The sequence below is a fragment of the Aeromonas sp. D3 genome, from assembly GCF_027705025.1.
Lineage (GTDB): Bacteria > Pseudomonadota > Gammaproteobacteria > Enterobacterales > Aeromonadaceae > Aeromonas > Aeromonas salmonicida.
Map to the genome: position 1 here is coordinate 14,706 of NZ_JAPDBE010000047.1, position 19,381 is coordinate 34,086.

17 protein-coding genes and 1 other RNA gene are annotated in these 19,381 nt (G+C 61.7%); 11 read left to right on the forward strand and 7 right to left on the reverse strand.

Going from position 1 to position 19,381, the window contains the following annotated elements; all coding sequences use genetic code 11:
• Window positions 1–36 precede the first annotated feature (36 nt).
• The 7 genes from OKC28_RS19990 to OKC28_RS20020 all read right to left on the reverse strand — a co-directional run bounded on the left by OKC28_RS19990 (window position 37) and on the right by OKC28_RS20020 (window position 7,917).
• Window positions 37–798 (reverse strand): substrate-binding periplasmic protein, encoded by a 762-nt coding sequence (locus OKC28_RS19990; RefSeq protein ID WP_034524109.1) that lies wholly within the window; start codon window positions 796–798, stop codon window positions 37–39.
• A 37-nt stretch (window positions 799–835) separates the two neighbouring features.
• A complete protein-coding gene (locus OKC28_RS19995) occupies window positions 836–1,246 on the reverse strand; it encodes a MerR family transcriptional regulator (RefSeq protein WP_005315403.1) in 411 nt (136 codons plus the stop codon).
• A 14-nt stretch (window positions 1,247–1,260) separates the two neighbouring features.
• On the reverse strand, window positions 1,261–2,199 hold the full coding sequence (locus OKC28_RS20000; protein WP_021140236.1) for a hydroxymethylglutaryl-CoA lyase: 939 nt from the start codon (window positions 2,197–2,199) through the stop codon (window positions 1,261–1,263).
• Window positions 2,200–2,213: 14 nt separating this feature from the next.
• Complete coding sequence (locus OKC28_RS20005) at window positions 2,214–4,199, reverse strand: acetyl/propionyl/methylcrotonyl-CoA carboxylase subunit alpha (protein WP_021140237.1); 1,986 nt, start codon at window positions 4,197–4,199, stop codon at window positions 2,214–2,216.
• Between the two features lie 103 nt (window positions 4,200–4,302).
• Entirely contained in the window at window positions 4,303–5,142 is an 840-nt protein-coding gene (locus tag OKC28_RS20010) for an enoyl-CoA hydratase-related protein (protein ID WP_021140238.1), read from the reverse strand.
• A 10-nt stretch (window positions 5,143–5,152) separates the two neighbouring features.
• Window positions 5,153–6,772, reverse strand: coding sequence for a carboxyl transferase domain-containing protein (locus OKC28_RS20015; protein ID WP_021140239.1), 1,620 nt, complete (start codon window positions 6,770–6,772; stop codon window positions 5,153–5,155).
• Window positions 6,769–7,917: an isovaleryl-CoA dehydrogenase gene (locus tag OKC28_RS20020; protein WP_021140240.1), complete on the reverse strand. Its 1,149-nt coding sequence runs from the start codon at window positions 7,915–7,917 to the stop codon at window positions 6,769–6,771. Before OKC28_RS20020 ends, OKC28_RS20015 begins: the two co-directional genes overlap by 4 nt.
• A gap of 252 nt (window positions 7,918–8,169) precedes the next feature.
• Between OKC28_RS20020 and OKC28_RS20025 the strand changes: the two genes are divergently transcribed.
• The 11 genes from OKC28_RS20025 to OKC28_RS20075 form a co-directional block, all read left to right on the forward strand.
• Entirely contained in the window at window positions 8,170–9,681 is a 1,512-nt protein-coding gene (locus OKC28_RS20025) for a CoA-acylating methylmalonate-semialdehyde dehydrogenase (protein ID WP_021140241.1), read from the forward strand.
• A gap of 141 nt (window positions 9,682–9,822) precedes the next feature.
• Complete coding sequence (locus OKC28_RS20030; protein WP_021140242.1) at window positions 9,823–10,980, forward strand: acyl-CoA dehydrogenase family protein; 1,158 nt, start codon at window positions 9,823–9,825, stop codon at window positions 10,978–10,980.
• 202 nt (window positions 10,981–11,182) lie between these two features.
• Complete coding sequence (locus tag OKC28_RS20035) at window positions 11,183–11,980, forward strand: enoyl-CoA hydratase (protein ID WP_021140243.1); 798 nt, start codon at window positions 11,183–11,185, stop codon at window positions 11,978–11,980.
• Entirely contained in the window at window positions 11,973–13,085 is a 1,113-nt protein-coding gene (locus OKC28_RS20040; RefSeq protein WP_021140244.1) for an enoyl-CoA hydratase/isomerase family protein, read from the forward strand. The genes OKC28_RS20035 and OKC28_RS20040 overlap by 8 nt, the downstream gene beginning before the upstream one ends.
• Before the next feature lie 77 nt (window positions 13,086–13,162).
• Window positions 13,163–14,095, forward strand: a complete 933-nt coding sequence (gene mmsB / locus OKC28_RS20045) for a 3-hydroxyisobutyrate dehydrogenase (protein ID WP_021140245.1) — start codon at window positions 13,163–13,165, stop codon at window positions 14,093–14,095.
• 69 nt (window positions 14,096–14,164) lie between these two features.
• Window positions 14,165–14,926 (forward strand): SDR family oxidoreductase, encoded by a 762-nt coding sequence (locus OKC28_RS20050; protein ID WP_021140246.1) that lies wholly within the window; start codon window positions 14,165–14,167, stop codon window positions 14,924–14,926.
• 388 nt (window positions 14,927–15,314) lie between these two features.
• Window positions 15,315–16,751: an arginine-ornithine antiporter gene (arcD, locus tag OKC28_RS20055; RefSeq protein WP_270691008.1), complete on the forward strand. Its 1,437-nt coding sequence runs from the start codon at window positions 15,315–15,317 to the stop codon at window positions 16,749–16,751.
• Between the two features lie 100 nt (window positions 16,752–16,851).
• Complete coding sequence (locus OKC28_RS20060; RefSeq protein WP_265453000.1) at window positions 16,852–17,640, forward strand: sulfite exporter TauE/SafE family protein; 789 nt, start codon at window positions 16,852–16,854, stop codon at window positions 17,638–17,640.
• A 101-nt stretch (window positions 17,641–17,741) separates the two neighbouring features.
• Window positions 17,742–17,838, forward strand: an RNA gene (gene ffs, locus OKC28_RS20065) — signal recognition particle sRNA small type.
• Window positions 17,839–17,935: 97 nt separating this feature from the next.
• Window positions 17,936–18,190: a hypothetical protein gene (locus OKC28_RS20070; RefSeq protein WP_270691009.1), complete on the forward strand. Its 255-nt coding sequence runs from the start codon at window positions 17,936–17,938 to the stop codon at window positions 18,188–18,190.
• A gap of 56 nt (window positions 18,191–18,246) precedes the next feature.
• A protein-coding gene (locus tag OKC28_RS20075) for an IS3 family transposase (protein WP_270691010.1) occupies window positions 18,247–19,381 on the forward strand; the annotation gives its coding sequence in 2 pieces (ribosomal slippage) (window positions 18,247–18,475 and window positions 18,475–19,381; 1,136 coding nt annotated over the 2 pieces). This gene is flagged as partial in the annotation.

The window sequence follows — 19,381 nt, forward strand, 5'->3', positions numbered from 1 at the left end:
TTGATGCGCACAGGGTAGCAAGTTTTCAGGACATAATCATGGTGCCGCTTGATGCTGTACGCCGTACTTTGTCCACAGGCGTGCCAGGGTTCCGCTTTTCTTCAACTCGGCCAGCCAGGTTTCCAGCTGGCGGGTCGAGATGTCTGCCGTCGGGCTGAGCAGTGCTCTCAGCTCATACTGCTGATCCCACTTGTCTGACCGCAGCAACTGGGTTGCCAGCTCAGGATACTGTTGGCTGAACTGGTTGAGGTAGGCTAGGTTGAGGATGGCCACCTCGCCGCGCCCCTTGAACAATCCCTGTATGGCGGTGGCATTGTCTTTCACCAGCGTGATGCGAAAGCGCTGCTTGAGCGCGTCCGCATTGGCATTGAAGTCGGCAAATCCATAGTGATAACCGGTGACGCCGATAAGCTTGCGCTGATCAATGTGTTCGAAGAAGGTTTGATCACGCCCTGGCACCTTGAGGGCGACATATATTTCGCCCCCCAGCAGTAAAGGTGGGGTCATGTGAACTTGTTTTGCATCCCAGTTCCAGCGGATATCCTCGAACAGCATGAGGGAGAAGCGGCCGAGTGCCAGCGCCTGATAGCGATGGGTGGCCGAGGTGGGGACAAAGACGAAACGCACCTCTTGCTGAACTTCGTTGAGCGCCGAGATGAGATCCAGCGTCAGTCCCCGATAGCGGTTTTCACTCTCCTTGACTACGAAGGGGGCATAGGGGTAGCCCCCGACCCGGATCAGGGGGTGGCTCCAGGCTGTGGAGCAGAACAAGAGTAACAACCAGCACCAGCATTTCATCGGGAGCACCAAGATGGTGAGATGATCCCAGATTCGGTTAATCTGCGCTGGTTTTCAAGCTGTTAAGGGAATTTGCACAGCGCTGCTCGGCGGCTTCCAGCTCTGCCATCACCATCTGGATATCCTCCAGTTGCTGGTGCAGGGATTGGCGCTTGGCATTGATGAGCTGGATCATGGAGTGGAGCTGGGTCTTGCTCGAGCGATCCGTGTCATACATGTCGAACAGCTCGCGGATTTCCGCCAGGCTGAAGCCGAGCCGTTTGCCGCGCAATGTCAGCTTGAGGCGGATCTTGTCCTTGTGGCTGTAGATGCGGGTCTGTCCCTCCCGGGTCGGGGTGATCAGTCCCTCATCCTCGTAGTAGCGGATGGTTCTTGGCGTGATATCAAATTCATGGGCCAGCTCCGAGATGCTGTAGGTGATCTCCTTGCCGGGCAGGGACGGTGGCATGGTAGTGACTCCTGTTAGTGCGAGGATGACTGGCAAAGGCGCATCCGCAGCCGCTCTGCATTGGCGTGGAGGGCCTGGCCGACCCGGGAGCCGTTGGGACGGCCGAGCCGTTCGCTTACCCATTGGCCGGTGGCCGCCAGCTTGTCCAGATCCACCCCTGTGCTCATGCCAAGGCCGTGCAGCAGATAGATCACCTCCTCCGAGGCGACGTTGCCGGAGGCCCCCGGTGCGTAGGGGCAACCGCCGAGTCCGGCTACCGAGCAGTCTATGGTGCGGATGCCGCGCTCCAGCGCCGGCAGCAGGTTGGCCAGCCCCTGGCCATAGGTGTCGTGAAAATGGACCGCGAGCCGTCCTGCCGGGATCTCGTGCAGCACAGCATCCAGCATGGGGGCGACCGTGCCAGGGGTACCGACTCCTATGGTGTCCCCCAGCGAGATCTCATGACAACCGAGATCAAGGAGTCGCTCGGCCATGGCCGCTACCCGTTTCGGGCGGGTCGGGCCATCGAAGGGGCAGGCGATGACGGTGGAGAGATAACCGCGCACCTTGATGCCGAGGCTGCGTGCTTCCTGTACCAAGGGGGCGAAGCGCACCAGCGACTCCTCCACACCGATGCCGATATTGGCGCGGGTAAAACCGTCAGAACAGGCGGTGAACAGACCAATCTCGTCAGCCCGGGCGGCAATGGCAGCCTGCAGGCCTTGCAAGTTGGGCACCAGGGCACCGTAGCGGGTTGGCCCCTTGCGCGGCAGGGCCTTGAACAGTTCGGCAGAGTCGGCCATTTGCGGCACTCGCCTGGGGGAGACGAAGGCTCCCACCTCGATGCGCTGCAAGCCGCTCTCGACGAGACGGGCTATCAGCTCAAGCCGCTGGATAAGGGGCAGGGCATTGGCTTCGTTTTGCAGGCCATCGCGCGGGCCCATCTCCACCAGGCTGACCTTGTCGTCCTGCATGCCAGATTCTCTTTTCATGTACTACTCTCTTGCGTCTTCAGCGTGCTGTCATCGGCCAGGCCGGCATCGGTAAAACGTACCAGCACGGCGCCCTGACTTACCTGTTCCCCTGCTTTGCATTGCAGGGTATCGATCACACCGTCTTGTTCGGCTTTCAAGACGTGCTCCATCTTCATTGCCTCCAGTACCAGCAGGGGTTGCCCTTTGCTGACGCGTTGCCCGACCTCGACCAGCAGTGCCACTACGATGCCATGCATGGGGGCTATGGCGCCCTGCATGGTGGTGTTGTCGTGATCATGATGGGTCTGGTGCGCGTGATCATGGGGGCAAAAGCGAATGCGTTGCCCATCCAGTTGCACCATGAAATCCCTCGCCCCAACAGCCTGTATGGGGTAGCGCTGCCAGCGCCCTGCATCTTGCACTCGGACATGATCAGCGCCCAGTGCATAGGGAATTTGCTCTCCCTGCCACTCAAGCTTGCCTGCACATTCGGTGAGGCTCAGTACCCGTGCCTCCTCGTCGATCTGCACCGCCGCCGTCCAGTTTTTGCGTTGACCCAGACGAAAGCCGGATGCCTGTTGCCAGGGGGCGCTGCCTGCACTGCGGCTGGCGAGCCAGAGGGTGGCCAGCGGCCAGGCAAGCTCGGGCACTGCCAATGGTTCTGTGGGGATGGGCCACTGGGTGTGATGGCGCATGGCCAGCACGTCCGGCTCCTGACACAGGCGCAGCAACAAGGGGCCGTTGTGCACCAGAGGGCCGAGTTCCAGCGCACCCAGCGCATCGGCAAGTCTGCCAAAGGCTTCTGCTCGGCTCTGGCCGTGGGCAATCAGCTTGGCAATCATGGGATCGTAATAGGGGCTGACGTCATCTCCGGCAGTCACACCTGTGTCGATGCGCACTCCGTCCGGCCAGTGCAGCCACGCTATGGGGCCGCTGGCGGGCAGAAAACCGGCTGCCACATCCTCGGCATAAAGGCGCGCTTCTACCGCATGGCCGTGCAGGACTACCTCCTCCTGGGTCAGGGGCAGGGGCTTGCCTTCGGCGACTGCCAACTGCCAGGCCACCAGATCCTGGCCGGTGACACACTCGGTGACAGGGTGTTCCACCTGCAGGCGAGTGTTCATCTCCATAAAGAAGAATTCGTCCCCGCACAGCAAAAATTCGATGGTACCTGCCCCTCGATAATCGATGGCTTTGGCCGCGGCGACGGCGGCTTGCCCCATGGCTTGGCGCAGTGAAGGGGGGATGTCGGGGGCGGGGGCCTCTTCAATCACCTTCTGGTGGCGTCGCTGCAAGGAGCAATCCCTGTCCCCCAGATAGATGGCGTTGCCGAGGCTGTCGGCAAACACCTGCACCTCCACATGACGGGCCTTGGGCAAGTAGCGCTCCAGCAAGACGCTGTCATCGCCAAAGGCGCCCAGCGCTTCGCGTTTCACGGCCGCCAGCGCCTCGTCAAATTCGTCGATCTGTTCGACCAGGCGCATCCCCTTGCCACCGCCCCCGCTGGCCGCCTTGATCAGCAGCGGCAAGCCGGTCAGCAAGGCCTGCTCGCGCAGCAGCTCGAGGCGCTGATCCGTGCCGTGATAGCCGGGCAGGATGGGAACGCCGGCTGCCTGCATCAGCGACTTGGCACCGGACTTGTCCCCCATGGCGAGGATAGCGGCGCCACTGGGGCCGATAAAACGCACACCACGCTGCTCGCAGGCGGTGGCAAAGTCGCTGTTTTCCGACAAAAAGCCGTAACCGGGATGGATGGCATCGGCGCCTGCCTGCTGGGCGATGCGCAGTACCTTGGCCGCATCGAGATAGCTCTCCCGCGCGGGGGCAGGCCCCAGATGCCAGGCTTCGTCGGCTTCCCGCACATGCATGGCATTTTGGTCGGCATCCGAGTAGAGGGCTATGGTGTGGATGCCGAGCCGACGGGCTGTCTTGATGATGCGCACGGCGATTTCGCCGCGGTTGGCAATCAACAGCCGTCTAATCGGCGTCTGGTTGGTCATGACGGCTCCTCACATTGCGCTGAAAAGGCAGAATGGGATGATGCGCGGCGGTTGTCCTCGCCGCGGTTGGCGATCTGCAGTCGCTTGACGGTGTTGCTGTGAGTCATGCTTCATCCTTGAAACGGGGGCGCCAGCTGGGGGGGCGTTCATCAAAAAAGGCCTGCATCCCCTCCTGAGCCTCGAGCCCGACCCGCACCCGGGCTATGGTCTCGACGGTTTTCTCTTCATGGAGACGGGCGCCATGGCTCTCGATGGCGGCCAGCAGTCGCTTGGTCTCTTTCATCGCCTCCGGGCCGTTGCGACACAGGCGCATGGCCAGCGCGCGCCCTTCGGCCAGCAGCTGCTCCGGCTTGGCCAGCTGGTGCGCCACATTGAGCCGGCAGGCGGTGATGGCATCAAAGGGTTCGGCGCTCAGCATGTAACGACGTGCCTGGCGCATGCCCATAGTGCGCACCACATAGGGGCTGATCACCGCAGGTACCAACCCCAGGCTCACCTCGGAGAGGCAGAAGCGTGCATCTTCGCTGGCCAACACCAGATCGCAGGCACAGACAAGGCCCAATGCGCCGCCATAGGCGGCTCCCTGCACCAGCGCCAGGGTGGGGAAAGGGAGCTCATCCAGGGTTTGCATCAGCCTCGCCAGTACCCGGGCGTCTTCCCTGTTGTGTTCAAAGTCGGCGTGAGCGAGATTGCGCATCCAGTTGAGATCGGCGCCGGCACAAAAGTGCCTGCCCTCGGCGCGCAGCAGCAAGGCATGGGGGCGTTCGGCGAGCGATTGACCATGAAGATGGGCCAGTTCGTCGAGGCAATCGAGCAGCCCCAGCATGAGGTCGGCATCAAAAGCGTTGTGACGAGCGGGGCGTGACAGCACCAGTTCGGCCAGTGGCCCATGGCGCTCCAGGCGAAATCCCGCCGGAGGATCATTGAAAAGTAGATCGGACATGACGAACTCCTTACATCCGGAAGATGCCGTATTGCTCAGGTCCCGGCTCAGCACCCCGGCAGGCGGCCAGCGCCAGCGCCAGCACTGTGCGGCTTTGCGCCGGGTCTATGACGCCGTCATCCCATAACCGCGCGCTGGCGTAATAGGGGTGACCCTGCTGTTCATACTGGGCGATCACGGGCGCGCGGATGGCGGCGGCTTCCTGCTCGCTCAATACCTTGCCCTCAACGGCCAGCTTGTCCCGGCGCACCTGTACCAGCACACCGGCAGCCTGCTCGCCGCCCATGACAGAGATGCGACTGTTGGGCCAGCTGAACAGAAAGTCGGGCTCATAGGCGCGGCCACACATGCCGTAGTTGCCCGCGCCGAAGCTGCCGCCGACGATCAGGGTTATCTTGGGTACCCGGCTGCAGGCCACGGCAGTGACCAGTTTGGCCCCATGTTTGGCGATGCCTTCCCGCTCTGCGGTACTGCCCACCATAAAGCCGGTGATATTTTGCAGGAACAGCAGGGGAATGGAGCGCTTGTTGCAAAGCTGGATAAAGTGGGCGCCTTTCTGGGCGCTGTCGCTGTGCAACACGCCGTTGTTGGCAAGGATCCCCACCTGCATGCCACAGATGCGGGCAAACCCCGTCACCAGGGTAGTGCCGAACAGTGCCTTGAATTCGTCAAATACGGAGCCATCCACCAAGCGAGCGATGAGCTCTCGGGCGTCGTAGGGGCGCTTGAGGCTGGTGCCCACCAGACCGTAGAGCTCTTCAATGGGGTACAGGGGTTCGTCATAGCCCGGGTCGCGCGAAGCGAAACCCGACGCCGGAATCGTGTTTTCCCCCAGATTGCCAACCAAAGTACGGGCTATGGCCAGGGCATGGGCATCGTCTCGCGCCATGTGATCCGCCACACCTGAGTGAGCGCAGTGCACCTCGGCGCCGCCCAGGGCCTCGGCGCTGATCTCCTCGCCGGTGGCCGCTTTGACCAGTGGGGGGCCCGCCAGAAAGATGGTGGCTTGTTCCTTGACCATGATGGATTCATCCGCCATGGCGGGTACATAGGCGCCCCCGGCGGTACAGAGCCCCATCACCACCGCCAGCTGGGGAATGTTCCGTGCGGACATGCGGGCCTGGTTGTAGAAGATGCGACCGAAGTGCTCCCGGTCGGGGAACACCTCGTCCTGCATGGGCAGGAAGGCGCCGCCGGAATCCACCAGATAGAGGCAGGGCAGGCGCAGCCGCTCGGCGATGGCCTGGGCCCGCAGGTGTTTTTTCACCGTGAGCGGGTAGTAGGTGCCCCCCTTGACGGTGGCATCGTTCACCACCAGCAGGCAGAGCCTGCCAGCAATCTGGCCGAGCCCTGTTATGATGCCGGCGGCGGGTACAGGTTCGTCATAGACCTGCCAGGCAGCCAGCGCCGAGAGTTCGAGAAACGGGGATCCCGGGTCAAGCAGCTGGTTGATGCGTTCGCGGGGCAGCAGCTTGCCACGGGCCTGATGGCGGGCGTTGTTGGCCGCGCCCCCGCCCTGGACTATCTCGGCGAGCCGGGCATTGAGATCCTCGACCAGCGCCTGCATTGCCGTTTTGTTGGCGACAAATTCCGGGCTGGCCGTGTCGAGGCGGGAGTGTATCTGACTCATGCGTTCTCTCCCATCAGCTCCCGACCGATGAGCCAGCGGCGGATCTCCGAGGTGCCGGCGCCTATCTCGTAGAGCTTGGCGTCCCGCAGCAGGCGGCCGGTGGGATACTCGTTGATGTAGCCATTGCCCCCCAAGAGCTGAATCGCATCCAGCGCCATCTGGGTGGCATTCTCGGCGGCAAACAAAATGGCGGCGGCGCAATCCTTGCGACTGGTGCGGCCCTGATCGCAGGCGCTCGCCACCGAGTAGACCAGGGCCCGGCTGCTGGCCAGACGGGTATACATGTCCGCCAGCTTGCCCTGTACCAGCTGGAACTCGCCGATGGCCTGGCCGAACTGCTTGCGCTCGCGCACATAGGGTAGCACAACGTCCATGCAGGCCTGCATGATGCCAAGGGGGCCGGCGGCCAGCACCACCCGCTCGTAATCGAGGCCGCTCATCAGTACCCGGGCCCCGCCGTGCAAGGTGCCGAGCAGGTTCTCCCGGGGGACGCGGCAGTTGTCAAATACCAGCTCACAGGTGCTGGAGCCGCGCATGCCGAGCTTGTCGAGCTTCTGGGCCGTGGTGAAACCTTGTGTACCCGCCTCGACGATAAAGGCCGAAATCCCCTTGGGTCCTGCGCTGGTATCGGTTTTGGCATATATGACAAAGGTGTCGGCATCCGGGCCATTGGTGATCCACATCTTGTTGCCGTTCAGCACGAAATGATCGCCATCGTGCTTGGCGGTAAGCCGCATGCTGACAACATCGGAGCCTGCTCCCGTCTCGCTCATGGCCAGTGCGCCCACGTGCTCGCCGCTGACGAGGGAGGGCAGATAACGCGCCTTCTGATCAGGGGTGCCGTGGCGGTGGATCTGGTTGATGCAGAGGTTGGAGTGGGCGCCGTAGGAGAGGCCGACCGAGGCGCTGGCGCGACTCACTTGCTCCATCACCAGCACGTGGGCCAGATAACCGAGGCTCACGCCGTCATACTCTTCCGCCACAGTAATGCCGTGCAGCCCGAGTTCGCCCATTTGGGGCCAGAGATCCCGCGGAAAGACGTTGCTGTGATCGATCTCGCTGGCGCGCGGCGCTATCACTTTCTGGCAGAAGGCCTCGACCTGCTCGGTCAGGGCGCTGAGGGTCTCATCCATCACTGCGTGCATCCTTGCTCTCCTTTGAATGGTTGGTTCTCACCCATCTGACAGCCCCTATGGTCGTAAACAGGGTGTCAAACTGGTCAGTCCATTTGTGAGTTAAGTTTACGTTAGCGTAAACGTAAATTGATTGTTAGTCTAAGGTAAATTTGTCGGGTGGCGGCTGCAAAGTGGCTCGTCCCCCTCCATCAACCGACCTCAAGGAGTGAGCGGCATGACAAGCCAATATCCATTGCAGCCTGCCAGCAAGGAGAGCAGGGCATGAGCAACCATCAGACCCAGTACGGCGATGTGCCGCTTTATATCGGTGGCGAGGCCTGTGCTTCCACAAGCGAGGCGTGGATCGAGGTGACCAATCCTGCGGATCAGAGTCTGCTGGCACGCGTGCCCAAAGCGACCCCGGCCGAGGTGGAGCGCGCGGTGCGCAGCGCTCACGACGCCTATCTGCTGTGGCGGGATGTGCCCGCCCCCGAGCGGGCGCGGGTCATGTTCAACTACCAGCATCTGCTTAAAGCCCATCACGATGAGCTAGCCTCCCTGCTGGCCCAGGAGACAGGCAAGAACCTGGCGGATGCCAGGGGGGATGTGTGGCGCGGCATCGAGGTGGTGGAACAGGCCTGTGGCATCGCCAGCCAGACCATGGGGGAGACAATGGGCAACGTGGCGCGCAGGGTCGATGGCCACTCCTGGGTGCAGCCTCTGGGGGTCTGTGTCGGCATCACACCGTTCAACTTCCCCGCCATGATACCCCTGTGGATGTTCCCGCTGGCGGTAGCTTGCGGCAACGGCTTCGTGCTCAAGCCTTCCGAGCAGGATCCGCTTACCCCCATGCGGCTGGCCGAGCTGTTCACCGAGGCGGGAGCCCCCAAAGGCATCCTCTCCGTTGTACACGGCGGCGCCGAGCAGGTGGATGCGCTGCTGTGTCATCCCGATGTGAAGGCGGTCAGCTTCGTCGGCTCTGCCCGGGTCGGGGCTCACGTCTATCGCACCGCCACCGAACACCTCAAACGGGCCCAGTGCTTTGTCGGTGCCAAGAACCACATGGTGATCATGCCGGATGCCAACAAGGGGCAGGTGCTGAGCAACCTGGTGGGGGCCGGCGTTGGCGCGGCCGGTCAACGCTGCATGGCCATCAGTGTGGCTGTGTTTGTCGGCAGTGCCCGCGACTGGATCCCCGAGCTTGCCGCCGAGTTTGCCAAGGTAAGGCCCGGGGTCTGGCACGATCCCGAGGCGGCCTATGGTCCCCTCATCAGCCCGGAGGCGAAAGTCAGGGTAGAGGGCCTCATCGAGGCGGGGATCAAGGAGGGGGCCGAGTGTCTGCTCGATGGTCGCTTCTGCGATGTGGCGGGCTATCCGGTGGGCAACTGGGTGGGGCCGACCCTGTTTCGCGGCGTGACGCCCGAGATGCGAATCTATAAAGAGGAGATTTTCGGCCCCGTGCTCGCCTGCCTGGAAGTAGACAATCTGGACGAAGCGCTGACCCTCATCAACACCAACCCCTACGGCAACGGCACCGCCATCTTCACTGGCTGCGGCGCGGCGGCCCGCAAGTTTCGCCACGAGGTGGCCGTGGGTCAGGTGGGGATCAACGTGCCCATTCCGGTGCCGCTGCCATTTTTCTCCTTCACCGGTTGGCGTGGCTCTTTTTACGGGGATCTGCACGCCTACGGCAAGCAGGCGGTGCGCTTCTACACCGAGACCAAAACGGTGACCGAGCGCTGGTTCGACGAGGATATCCCCACAGGCCCCAATATGACCATCAGCCTGCGTTAAGGGGGGAAAAGGCACAGGACTTGGCAATGCCGACCGGCGCGAACCTGACCATCAGCCTGCGTTGAGCGCGGGCCACAGAGACAACAGACAACAGACAACAGACAACAGACAACAGACAAAGGACACAAGGAAGCGGACAAGATGGACTTTACCCTGACCGAGGATCAACAGGCTTATGTCGAGGCGGCCACCGCCTTTGCCAATGAGGCGCTTAAACCCCATGCCGCCCGCTGGGACAGAGATCACGAGTTTCCCATTCCCACCATCAAGCAGGCGGCGGCGCTCGGCTTTTGCGGCCTCTATACCCCGGAGCAGTATGGCGGGCTCGGCCTGCCCCGGCTCGATGCCAGCCTGATTTTTGAGCGCCTCGCCATGGGCTGCACCTCCACCACGGCTTATCTGACCATCCACAACATGGTGAGCTGGATGCTGGGCAGTTGGCTGCCTGCCGCTGTTGCCGAGGAGTGGGTGCCCAGGCTCGCCAGCGGTGAACTGCTGGGCTCTTATTGCCTTACCGAGCCCGGTGCTGGCTCAGATGCGGCGGCCCTTAAGACTCGTGCGGTGCGTGACGGCGAGGACTACCTCATCGACGGCAGCAAGGTGTTCATCTCGGGGGCGGGCAGCACGGATGTGCTGGTGGTGATGGCTCGCACTGGAGGCGACGGGGCCAAGGGGATCTCCGCCTTCATGGTGCCTGCCGGTAGTGAGGGGATTGTCTACGGCAAGGCGGAGGAGAAGATGGGCTGGAACAGTCAGCCGACCCGGGAAGTGGCCTTCAACGGGGTGCGCATTCCCGCCAGCTATCGACTGGGTGAGGAGGGGGAAGGGTTCAAGTTCGCCATGCAGGCGCTGGATGGCGGGCGTATCAACATCGCCACCTGCTCTGTGGGTACCGCCCAGCAGGCGCTGGACGATGCACTGCGCTATGTGAAGCAGCGCCAGCAGTTTGGCCACCCCATCTGCGAATTCCAGAGCGTGCAGTTTCGCCTCGCCGACATGGCCACCGAGCTGGCGGCAGCGCGCCTGATGGTACGCCAGGCTGCCGACAAGCTGGACAGAGGCAGTCCGGACAAGAGCGCTTGGTGCGCCATGGCCAAGCGTTTTGCCACCGACGTGGGTTATCGCGTCTGTGACGAGGCTCTGCAACTCTTTGGCGGCTATGGTTATATCCGCGAGTATCCGCTTGAGCGCTACCTGCGCGATACCCGGGTACATCGCATTCTGGAAGGCACCAACGAGGTGATGCGGTTGATCATCGCCCGCCGCCTGCTGGCAGACTCTGGTCTGTCGCTGGAGTAAGGGGACAGGCACCATTGCCTGGACGATGCCAGGGCGGGGGATGGGATGGCGCATCGTCTGCCGCTTGCTGGCGAAGCCCGGCCTGGCGCTGGCGTAACATATTATCTGCCTCCGGGACGTCATCAGGCTTTGTGAGCCAGCCGAAGGTTGGCTCCATTCAACCCTGTCATCATGGGGCAGTCTCATTCACAAGGACAATGCAATGACAAGGATCAGGCTCGAATATCACGGTCACGTGGCCTATATCACCCTCGACCATCCGCCCGCCAACACCTGGACCCTGGCCAGCTTGCAGGCCTTCTTGCAGATGATGGTGGAGCTCGACAGTCGCCCCGATGTGGTGGCCCTGGTGATCCGCGGGGCGGGGGACAAGTTCTTCTGCGCCGGCGCCGATCTCAAGATGTTTGCCGATGGCGATCTGGACCATGCTCGCGAGGTAGCCGAGGCCTTTGGTCATGCCTTCGAGGCGCTGGCGCGTTTTCATGGCGTCAGCATAGCCGCCATCAATGGTTACGCCATGGGGGGCGGGCTGGAAGTGGCGCTGGCCTGCGACATCCGCATCGCCGAGCTGCAAGCCAAGCTTGGGTTGCCGGAAGCGTCCGTGGGCTTGCTGCCCTGCGCCGGTGGCACCCAGCGGCTCACAGAGCTGGTGGGGCCTGGCTGGGCCAAGCGCATGATCTTGTGCGGCGAGAAAGTCAGCGCCACCCTGGCCTACGAGATGGGGCTGGTGGAGGAGGTGGTCAAAGAAGGTCACGCCTGGGACGCGGCGCACCAGATGGCCCAGCTGGTGGAGCGTCAGAGCCCGAGCGCCCTGCGCGCCTGCAAGACCCTTATCAATCAGGGGCGCAGCGGCCCTCGTGATGCCGCCTTGCCGCTGGAGCGCAGCCTGTTCCTCGAGCTGTTTGCAGACGCCAACCAGCGTGAAGGGGTGGCGGCCTTCCTGGAGAAGCGCCCGCCCCGCTGGCAGTATGAAAAATCCAATGGAGTGACGAATGAGTGAATCGGTACGCATAGAGACCCATCCCACGGCGGACGGCCATCATATCGGCGTCTTGACCCTGGACAGCCCTGCGTCTCTCAATGCCCTGAGCCTGCCGATGATCCAGGCTCTGCAGCGCGAGCTCACGCGCTGGGAGCAGGATCCCGGCGTGGTCTGCGTGATATTGCAAGGGGCCGGCGAAAAGGCATTTTGCGCCGGTGGTGACATCCGCTCCTTCTATTACCGCAGACAGGAGGAGAGCGAGCAGGCGCTGTTTGGCTATGCGCGGGATTTCTTTGAGCAGGAGTATCGGCTCGACCACCATATCCACCGCTACGGCAAGCCCCTCATCTGTGTGGCGGATGGCATCTGCATGGGGGGGGGCATAGGCCTGTTCGCCGGCGCCGACTTTCGGGTGGTGACCGAGAAGAGCCTGTTCGCCATGCCGGAGGTGACGATCGGCCTCTATCCGGATGTGGGGGCCAGCTGGTTTTTGAGCCGGATGCCGGGGCGACTCGGGCTCTGGCTCGGTCTGACCGGCGCCCGTTTCAATGGCGCGGATGCCATCGGCCTTGGGCTGGCGGATCACGCCATCGCCAGCAGTGAGCGTGCTGCCTTGTTGTCTCGCCTGGCCGGGTTGGACTGGTGTGGCAGCCAGGCGCCCCGCGAGCAGATCGATCAGTTGTTGAGGGGCTTGCAGGCAGAGGCAGACAAAAAGCTGCCAGCGCCTGTGCTTTTGCCCCACAGGGCCAAAATTGACGCCCTGCTGGTCGGGCGCACCCTGCAAGGGGTGCTGGACAGCGTGTTTGATGCCAGCTTCGATCCCGATCAGGGTGAAGGGTGCCTGGCGCAGGCCCGCGAAACATGCCGCAGTGGCAGCCCCATCAGCCGCGCCATTCTGTGGCGCCAGTACTGGCAGGCGCGTCGCCAGTCGCTGGCCGAGGTGTTTGCCGATGAGCTGGCGCTGTCGGTCAATTGCGTGTTGAAAGGGGATTTTGTGGAAGGGGTGCGGGCACTGCTCATCGACAAGGACAAGTCCCCCCGTTGGCAGGCGCCGCAAGCTGGCACTGACTGGCTGGATGCCTTCTATCACTGGCCCGAAGGGAAAAACCCTCTGGCGCCTTAAGCCTTCGACGGGAAGGCATCAAGGCGGATGAACGGACACAGGTTGCTGGAGAGCCAGCACGGCAAGGAGCAAACGAGATGACAAGGATTGGATTTATCGGGCTGGGCAACATGGGGGGGCCCATGGCCGCCAATCTGGCCAGGGCGGGGCACGGTGTCCGGGTATTTGACTTGATGCCGGAGAGTGTCGCCAAGGCGATTGCGGCTGGCTGTATCGCCGCCGGGGATGCCCGCGAGGCGGTGGCCGATTGCGAGGTGGTCATCAGCATGCTGCCCGCCGGTGAGCATGTACGCGCGCTCTGGCTCGGCGAGAGTGCTGGAGAGAGGGGCGGACAGGATCTGCTGGCAGCCTTGCCAACGGGGGCCCTAGTGATCGACTGCTCCACCATAGATGTGGCGTCGGCCCGCCAGGTGGGGGAAGCGGCGAAGGCGCGGGGCATTCGCTTTGTCGATGCCCCCGTTTCGGGTGGCGTGGCGGGGGCGAGCGCAGGGACCCTCACCTTTATCGTCGGTGGTGAACTGGCGGATTTCGAGGCGGCCAGCCCCATTCTGGCCCACATGGGGCAGAACCTGTTCCATGCCGGGGCGCTGGGGGCGGGCCAGATCGCCAAGATGTGCAACAACATGCTGCTCGCCATCCACATGGCGGGCACGGCCGAGGCGCTGGCGCTCGGGGTGAAGGAGGGGCTGGATCCGAGTGTGCTCTCCACCATCATGGGCAAGAGCTCGGGCAACAACTGGAGCCTGGAGCGCTACAACCCCTGGCCTGGTGTGATGGAAAACGTGCCCGCCGCCCGCAATTATCAGGGGGGCTTTATGACCCGATTGATGGTCAAAGACTTGGGGTTGGCGATGGCGCTGGCTGAACATGCCCACAGCGCCGTCCCCATGGGGGCGCTTGCCCGCAACCTGTTCAACCTGCACGCAAGCCAGGGCCAGGAGAGCAAGGATTTCTCCAGCATCGTCGAGCTCTATCTGGATAAAATGCGGGATCAGTCCAAAGCCGGTTGATCTCGGGTGCTCTGCTCTTAACTCATTCACCCAATCATGTATGGCCAGACAAACTGGCAAGGAGTACCCATGGATATCAAGCAGAAGGTCATCGCGGTCACGGGCGCGGGGCGGGGGCTCGGCCGGGCCATTGCCCTCAGTCTGGCCAGTCAGGGCGCCGTACTGGCGTTGATCGATGTGAATCGTGCGGATTTGGAGGTGACCGAAGCCGAGGTGCGCAGTCACGATGGTCAATGCACCCTGTTCGTCTGCAACGTGGCGAGCGAAGCCGAGGTTGAGGCGACCTTTAGTGCCATCAAAGAGCAACTCGGTGCCTTGCATGGCCTCATCAACTGCGCCGGTATCCTGCGGGACGGCATGCTGATCAAGGTGAAAGAGGGCGTGCTGGTGGAGAAGATGAGTCTGGCCCAGTGGCAGGCCGTCATCGACGTCAACCTGACCGGCACCTTCCTCTGTGGTCGCGAAGGGGCAGCCCTGATGGCCCAGGGGGGGCAGGGGGGCGTCATCGTCAACATCTCCTCCATTGCCCGTGCCGGCAACATGGGCCAGAGCAACTATGCCGCCAGCAAGGCGGGAGTGGCCTCTCTGGTGGTGACCTGGGGGCGGGAGCTGGCCCGCCACGGCATTCGGGTGATGGGCATAGCCCCCGGCGTGTTTGCCACCGACATGACGGCAGCGATGAAACCCGAAGCGATGGCCCGCATGCAGCAGGCCATTCCGGTTGGCACCCTGGGGAAGGCGCACCAGCTGGCCGACACCGTGCTTTTTATTCTCGCCAATGACTATCTGTCGGGCCGTATGATAGAGCTCGACGGTGGCCTGAGACTCTAGTTTTGTCGCCCACCACTAGATGCCCCTGGCCGCTGGTACAGGGGCATTTTTATTGTGCGTTTGACTCGCGGGCCGGCCCGGCGGCGCTGATGGTCATCTGCATGCCCATGCAGGTCTGATCCGGAAAAACGGGGGCCAGGTCATGGAAAAATGTGAAATATCAACGGGTCTTTCTTAATTTGAACCAGCTCACAGGCACTCGGGGTCAGTACTGTAAAATTGCGCGCGGTCAAGACGGGGCATGATTGACGGTACGAGGGATTGCGGTCGGAATAGTCATGCAATATAGTTGCCGCCTTTTTCACGGGGTACGGATTTTTCGCCCCTCCCATATTGCGCGCAGTATGAATACGGACGCTCTGCCGCCGCCTAATCAAACAGGATTGAGATGGACAAGAAACTAGGGCTTGGCGCCCTCATCTCGCTGGTGATCGGCTCCATGGTCGGCGCCGGGGTCTTCAGTCTGCCACAAAATATTGCCGCTCATGCCAGTGCCGGGGCCGTTGCCCTGGGTTGGGCCATCACGGGTCTGGGCATGATCTGCCTCGCGCTGGTTTACCAGAATCTTTCCATGCGCCGCCCGGATCTCGATGGCGGTATCTTCAGTTACGCCAAGGCCGGTTTCGGCGATTTCATCGGTTTCAACGCCGCCTGGGGTTACTGGCTCTGTCAGCTGCTGGCCAACGTCTCCTATGCCATCGTCGTGTTCAGCGCCCTGAGCTACTTCTTTGACACGCCGGACAACGTCATCTTCGGTGACGGCAACACGCCGGTGGCCATCATACTGGCCTCCATCCTGATCTGGTCGGTGCATGCGCTGGTGCTGCGCGGGATCCAGGTCGCCGCTCTGGTGAACATCATCACCACCATCGCCAAGATGGTGCCGCTCATCGTGTTCTGCGTCGCCATACTGCTCGCCTTCAACATGCAGACCTTCACCCTGGATATCTGGGGCCACGACAACGTGGAGCTGGGATCCGTGATGGATCAGGTCAAGTCCACCATGAAGGTGACGCTCTGGGTCTTCATCGGCATCGAAGGGGCTGTGGTGGTCTCTGCCCGTGCCCGTCACCGCAAGGACGTGGGCCGTGCCACCGTGCTGGCGCTGCTCGGCGCCCTGACGCTCTATGTCATGGTGACCCTGTTCTCCCTGGGGGTCATGAGTCAGCCGGAACTGGCCCAGCTCAAGAATCCTTCCACCGCCATGATCCTTGAAAAAGTGCTGGGTCCCTGGGGCGCCTGGCTCATCAACATAGGTCTGGTGATCTCCGTGATGGGGGCCTTGCTTAGTTGGACAGTGCTGGCGGCGGAAGTACCTTACATAGCCGGCAAGACAGGTGTCTTCCCCAGCTGGTTTGCCAAGGAGAACAAGAACGGCTCGCCGCAGGTGTCGCTCTGGTGTTCCACCTGTCTGGTGCAGATCTTCCTGATCATCATCTACTTCCAGAGCAGCACCTATCTGGCGCTGGTCAACATCGCCACCTCGGCGGCGCTGGTGCCCTACGTCTTCTCCGGTGCCTATGGCCTCAAGCTGGCAATGAAGGGAGAGACCTACGAGGGTCAACCCCATCAGCGCAAGCGTGACCTGCTGCTTGCCTTGGTGGCCACTACTTATGGCTGCTGGCTGGTCTATGCCGCCGGTGTGGAGTACCTGCTGCTGGTGGCACTGCTCTACAGCCCGGGTATTTTCATTTACTGGAAGGCGCGTCAACACCACGGGGTGCGCGGCCTCAACCGACTGGAGCAGGGGATGACGGCGGCCCTGCTCGGGTGCGCCGTGCTGGCCTTCTACAAGGTGATGGACGGTACCATTCCCTTGAGTTAACCGGCACAATGAAGAGATGGCCCAAGGGCCATCTCTTTTTTTATGCGCGTGTTGGCCTTGGTGCCATGGCGCCATGGCGCTGCCTCGGGAAGGAATGTTTATGCTGTTTATGGGTTATCTGTTGCTGGGCGCGTTTGCTGGCATGCTGGCTGGGCTGTTCGGCATTGGCGGCGGTCTTATCATAGTGCCCGTGCTGGTGGTGAGCTTCAGGGCCATGGGATTTGAGCCCGACATCATCACCCATCTGGCACTTGGCACCTCGTTGCCCACCATGATCTTCACCGGTTTCAGCTCGCTGCGGGCTCACCAAGAGGCAGGTGCGGTCGACTGGGTGATGATACGGCGTCTCGGGGTCGGCATGCTGATTGGTGCCTGGCTCGGTGGCATGACCGCCAACCAGCTCAGTGCCGGCACCCTCAATGTCATCATCGGCTGTTTCGCCTGGGCCATGGCATTGCAGATGGGGCTCAACCTCAGGCCAAAGGCGGAGCGCCATCTGCCCGGCCCAGTGGGAACCGGCATAGCGGGCACCCTCATCGGCTGGATGTCGGCACTGTTCGGCATTGGCGGTGGCTCGCTGACAGTGCCTTATCTCTGCTGGAACAGCGTGCCGATGCGCAACGCGATTGCAGCCTCTGCGGCCTGCAGCATGCCCATAGCGCTGGCGGGCAGCCTGAGCTACCTCTACGCCGGCTGGGGCCATGCGGACTTGCCCGAGTGGAGTGTCGGTTTCATCTATCTGCCCGCCCTGCTCGGCATAGTGCTCACCAGCACCCAGTTTGCCCGGGTGGGCGCCAGGCTGGCACATCGACTTTCTCCCAAGCGGCTCAAGCAGGCCTTCGCCTTGCTGATGTTGCTGGTCGGGGCGAAATTCATGCTGTTTAGCTGACTCATTCGGCAGATTGTTGAAAAATAAGGCAAACGGTACGCCCGCAGGTAGAAAGCCATTGCAATGAAATGGGACTTTGCTATTCTCCTCGCCGGTGGTCCCATTGGTCCTCTCGCATTGATAACTCGTCAACCTGGTCAGGACCGGAAGGTAGCAGCCAAGGCGGGGGACTCGAGTGCCGGGATGTGGCTGGTGGGGCCACCACCTGTTTCTGAAATTCAATAAGTTACAGCTAATAACCCCCTTCCGACCTCTTGGTAATCCACTTTATGTGGATGCATCAGAAGTCTTCAAAGTGAATCTCTGGCTCACTCCCCGCTGCATCTGGTATTACCGCAAAGTCACCATACTCCCCTGTGATCGTCGTAAAGAGATCAAAAAATCCCTGCATACCCGAGACAAGCTTTGTGCACGCCACAAGGTGACCCAGCTGCTTGCCTGCGTGCGTTCCAGAGCGAAGCCCATTCAGTTGCATGCAGACGTCACTGTCGATCCACAAGAGCAATCAGTAGCCCAGCCGACGACTCCGGCGGCCAAACCGCTTGAATAGCCCCCAGTTCCCTAGACACCTCACAGCCTTAAAATGAGGCAACTATTGGAGGTGTTATGACCCGTCAGCGTTATCCAGAAACATTCAAAATCGAAGCCGTTAAACAAATCACCGAGCGCGGACGGCCGGTGGCTGACGTTGCACGAGCCCTTGGGGTATCCAGCCACAGTCTGTATGCCTGGCTCAAGCAGTACGGCAAGCCCGCTGACCAGCAGCACGAAGAGTCTGCCTTGCAAGCCGAGATATGCCGTCTGAAAGCCGAACTGCGCCAGGTCACCGAGGAGCGCAACATTTTAAAGGAGGCCGCCGCGGACTTTGCCAGCGAGTCAAGGAAAGGTACGCGTTCATAACCTCCCGACTCGACCGGTACAGTGTCGTTACCCTGTGCCAGACCCTGGGGGTTCACCGAAGTGGCTTCTATGCGTGGTTGAAACAGCCCGCGTCGCCACGGCAGCAGGAGGACGAACGATTGACCAGATTGGTCAAGCAATCCTGGCTGGAAAGTGGTGCTGTCTACGGTTATCGCAAGATCCATCGCGATCTTCGTGACTTGGGGGAAGCCTGCGGCAAGCACCGTGTGGCCAAATTAATGAAGCGGGAAGGGCTGCGTTCGCAAACGGGCTATCAACGCCGCAAGGGGCATTATGGAGGCAAGAGCCCACAGGCTGCCCCAAACATGCTGGCACGTCAGTTTAAGGTGCCAGCCCCCAACATCTCCTGGGTGACTGACATTACCTACATCCGCACTCAAGAAGGGTGGCTGTACCTGGCGGTGGTGCTCGACCTATTCTCTCGCCAGATCGTCGGCTGGGCGATGAAGTCACGCATGACGGCAGACTTGGCGGTTGATGCGTTATTGATGGCCGTCTGGCGGCGCAAGCCCAAGCAGCCGGTACTGGTGCATTCGGATCAGGGCAGCCAGTTTACCGGTGGTGAATGGCAGGACTTTCTGAAGGCCCACAACCTGAGTTGCAGTATGAGCCGACGTGGCAACTGTCACGACAACGCGGTCGCCGAAAGCTTCTTCCAGTTGCTCAAACGGGAGCGGATCAAGCGCAGGATTTACCCGACAAGAGACGAAGCCCGCAGCGATGTATTTGATTATATCGAGATGTTTTACAACCCAATCAGGCGCCATGGTTCCAATGATGGGCTGTCGCCGGTAGAGTTTGAAAGGCAGTTTATTTTTCA

Coding starts and splice junctions, on each gene's coding strand:
- OKC28_RS20020 (WP_021140240.1), bottom strand. CDS start 7,917: ATGCACGCAGTGATGGATGAGACCCTCAGCGCCCTGACCGAGCAGGTC.
- OKC28_RS20000 (WP_021140236.1), bottom strand. CDS start 2,199: ATGCAGGACGACAAGGTCAGCCTGGTGGAGATGGGCCCGCGCGATGGC.
- arcD (WP_270691008.1), top strand. CDS start 15,315: ATGGACAAGAAACTAGGGCTTGGCGCCCTCATCTCGCTGGTGATCGGC.
- OKC28_RS20010 (WP_021140238.1), bottom strand. CDS start 5,142: ATGTCCGATCTACTTTTCAATGATCCTCCGGCGGGATTTCGCCTGGAG.
- mmsB (WP_021140245.1), top strand. CDS start 13,163: ATGACAAGGATTGGATTTATCGGGCTGGGCAACATGGGGGGGCCCATG.
- OKC28_RS20025 (WP_021140241.1), top strand. CDS start 8,170: ATGAGCAACCATCAGACCCAGTACGGCGATGTGCCGCTTTATATCGGT.
- OKC28_RS20030 (WP_021140242.1), top strand. CDS start 9,823: ATGGACTTTACCCTGACCGAGGATCAACAGGCTTATGTCGAGGCGGCC.
- OKC28_RS19995 (WP_005315403.1), bottom strand. CDS start 1,246: ATGCCACCGTCCCTGCCCGGCAAGGAGATCACCTACAGCATCTCGGAG.
- OKC28_RS20040 (WP_021140244.1), top strand. CDS start 11,973: ATGAGTGAATCGGTACGCATAGAGACCCATCCCACGGCGGACGGCCAT.
- OKC28_RS20060 (WP_265453000.1), top strand. CDS start 16,852: ATGCTGTTTATGGGTTATCTGTTGCTGGGCGCGTTTGCTGGCATGCTG.
- OKC28_RS20035 (WP_021140243.1), top strand. CDS start 11,183: ATGACAAGGATCAGGCTCGAATATCACGGTCACGTGGCCTATATCACC.
- OKC28_RS19990 (WP_034524109.1), bottom strand. CDS start 798: ATGAAATGCTGGTGCTGGTTGTTACTCTTGTTCTGCTCCACAGCCTGG.
- OKC28_RS20050 (WP_021140246.1), top strand. CDS start 14,165: ATGGATATCAAGCAGAAGGTCATCGCGGTCACGGGCGCGGGGCGGGGG.
- OKC28_RS20015 (WP_021140239.1), bottom strand. CDS start 6,772: ATGAGTCAGATACACTCCCGCCTCGACACGGCCAGCCCGGAATTTGTC.
- OKC28_RS20005 (WP_021140237.1), bottom strand. CDS start 4,199: ATGACCAACCAGACGCCGATTAGACGGCTGTTGATTGCCAACCGCGGC.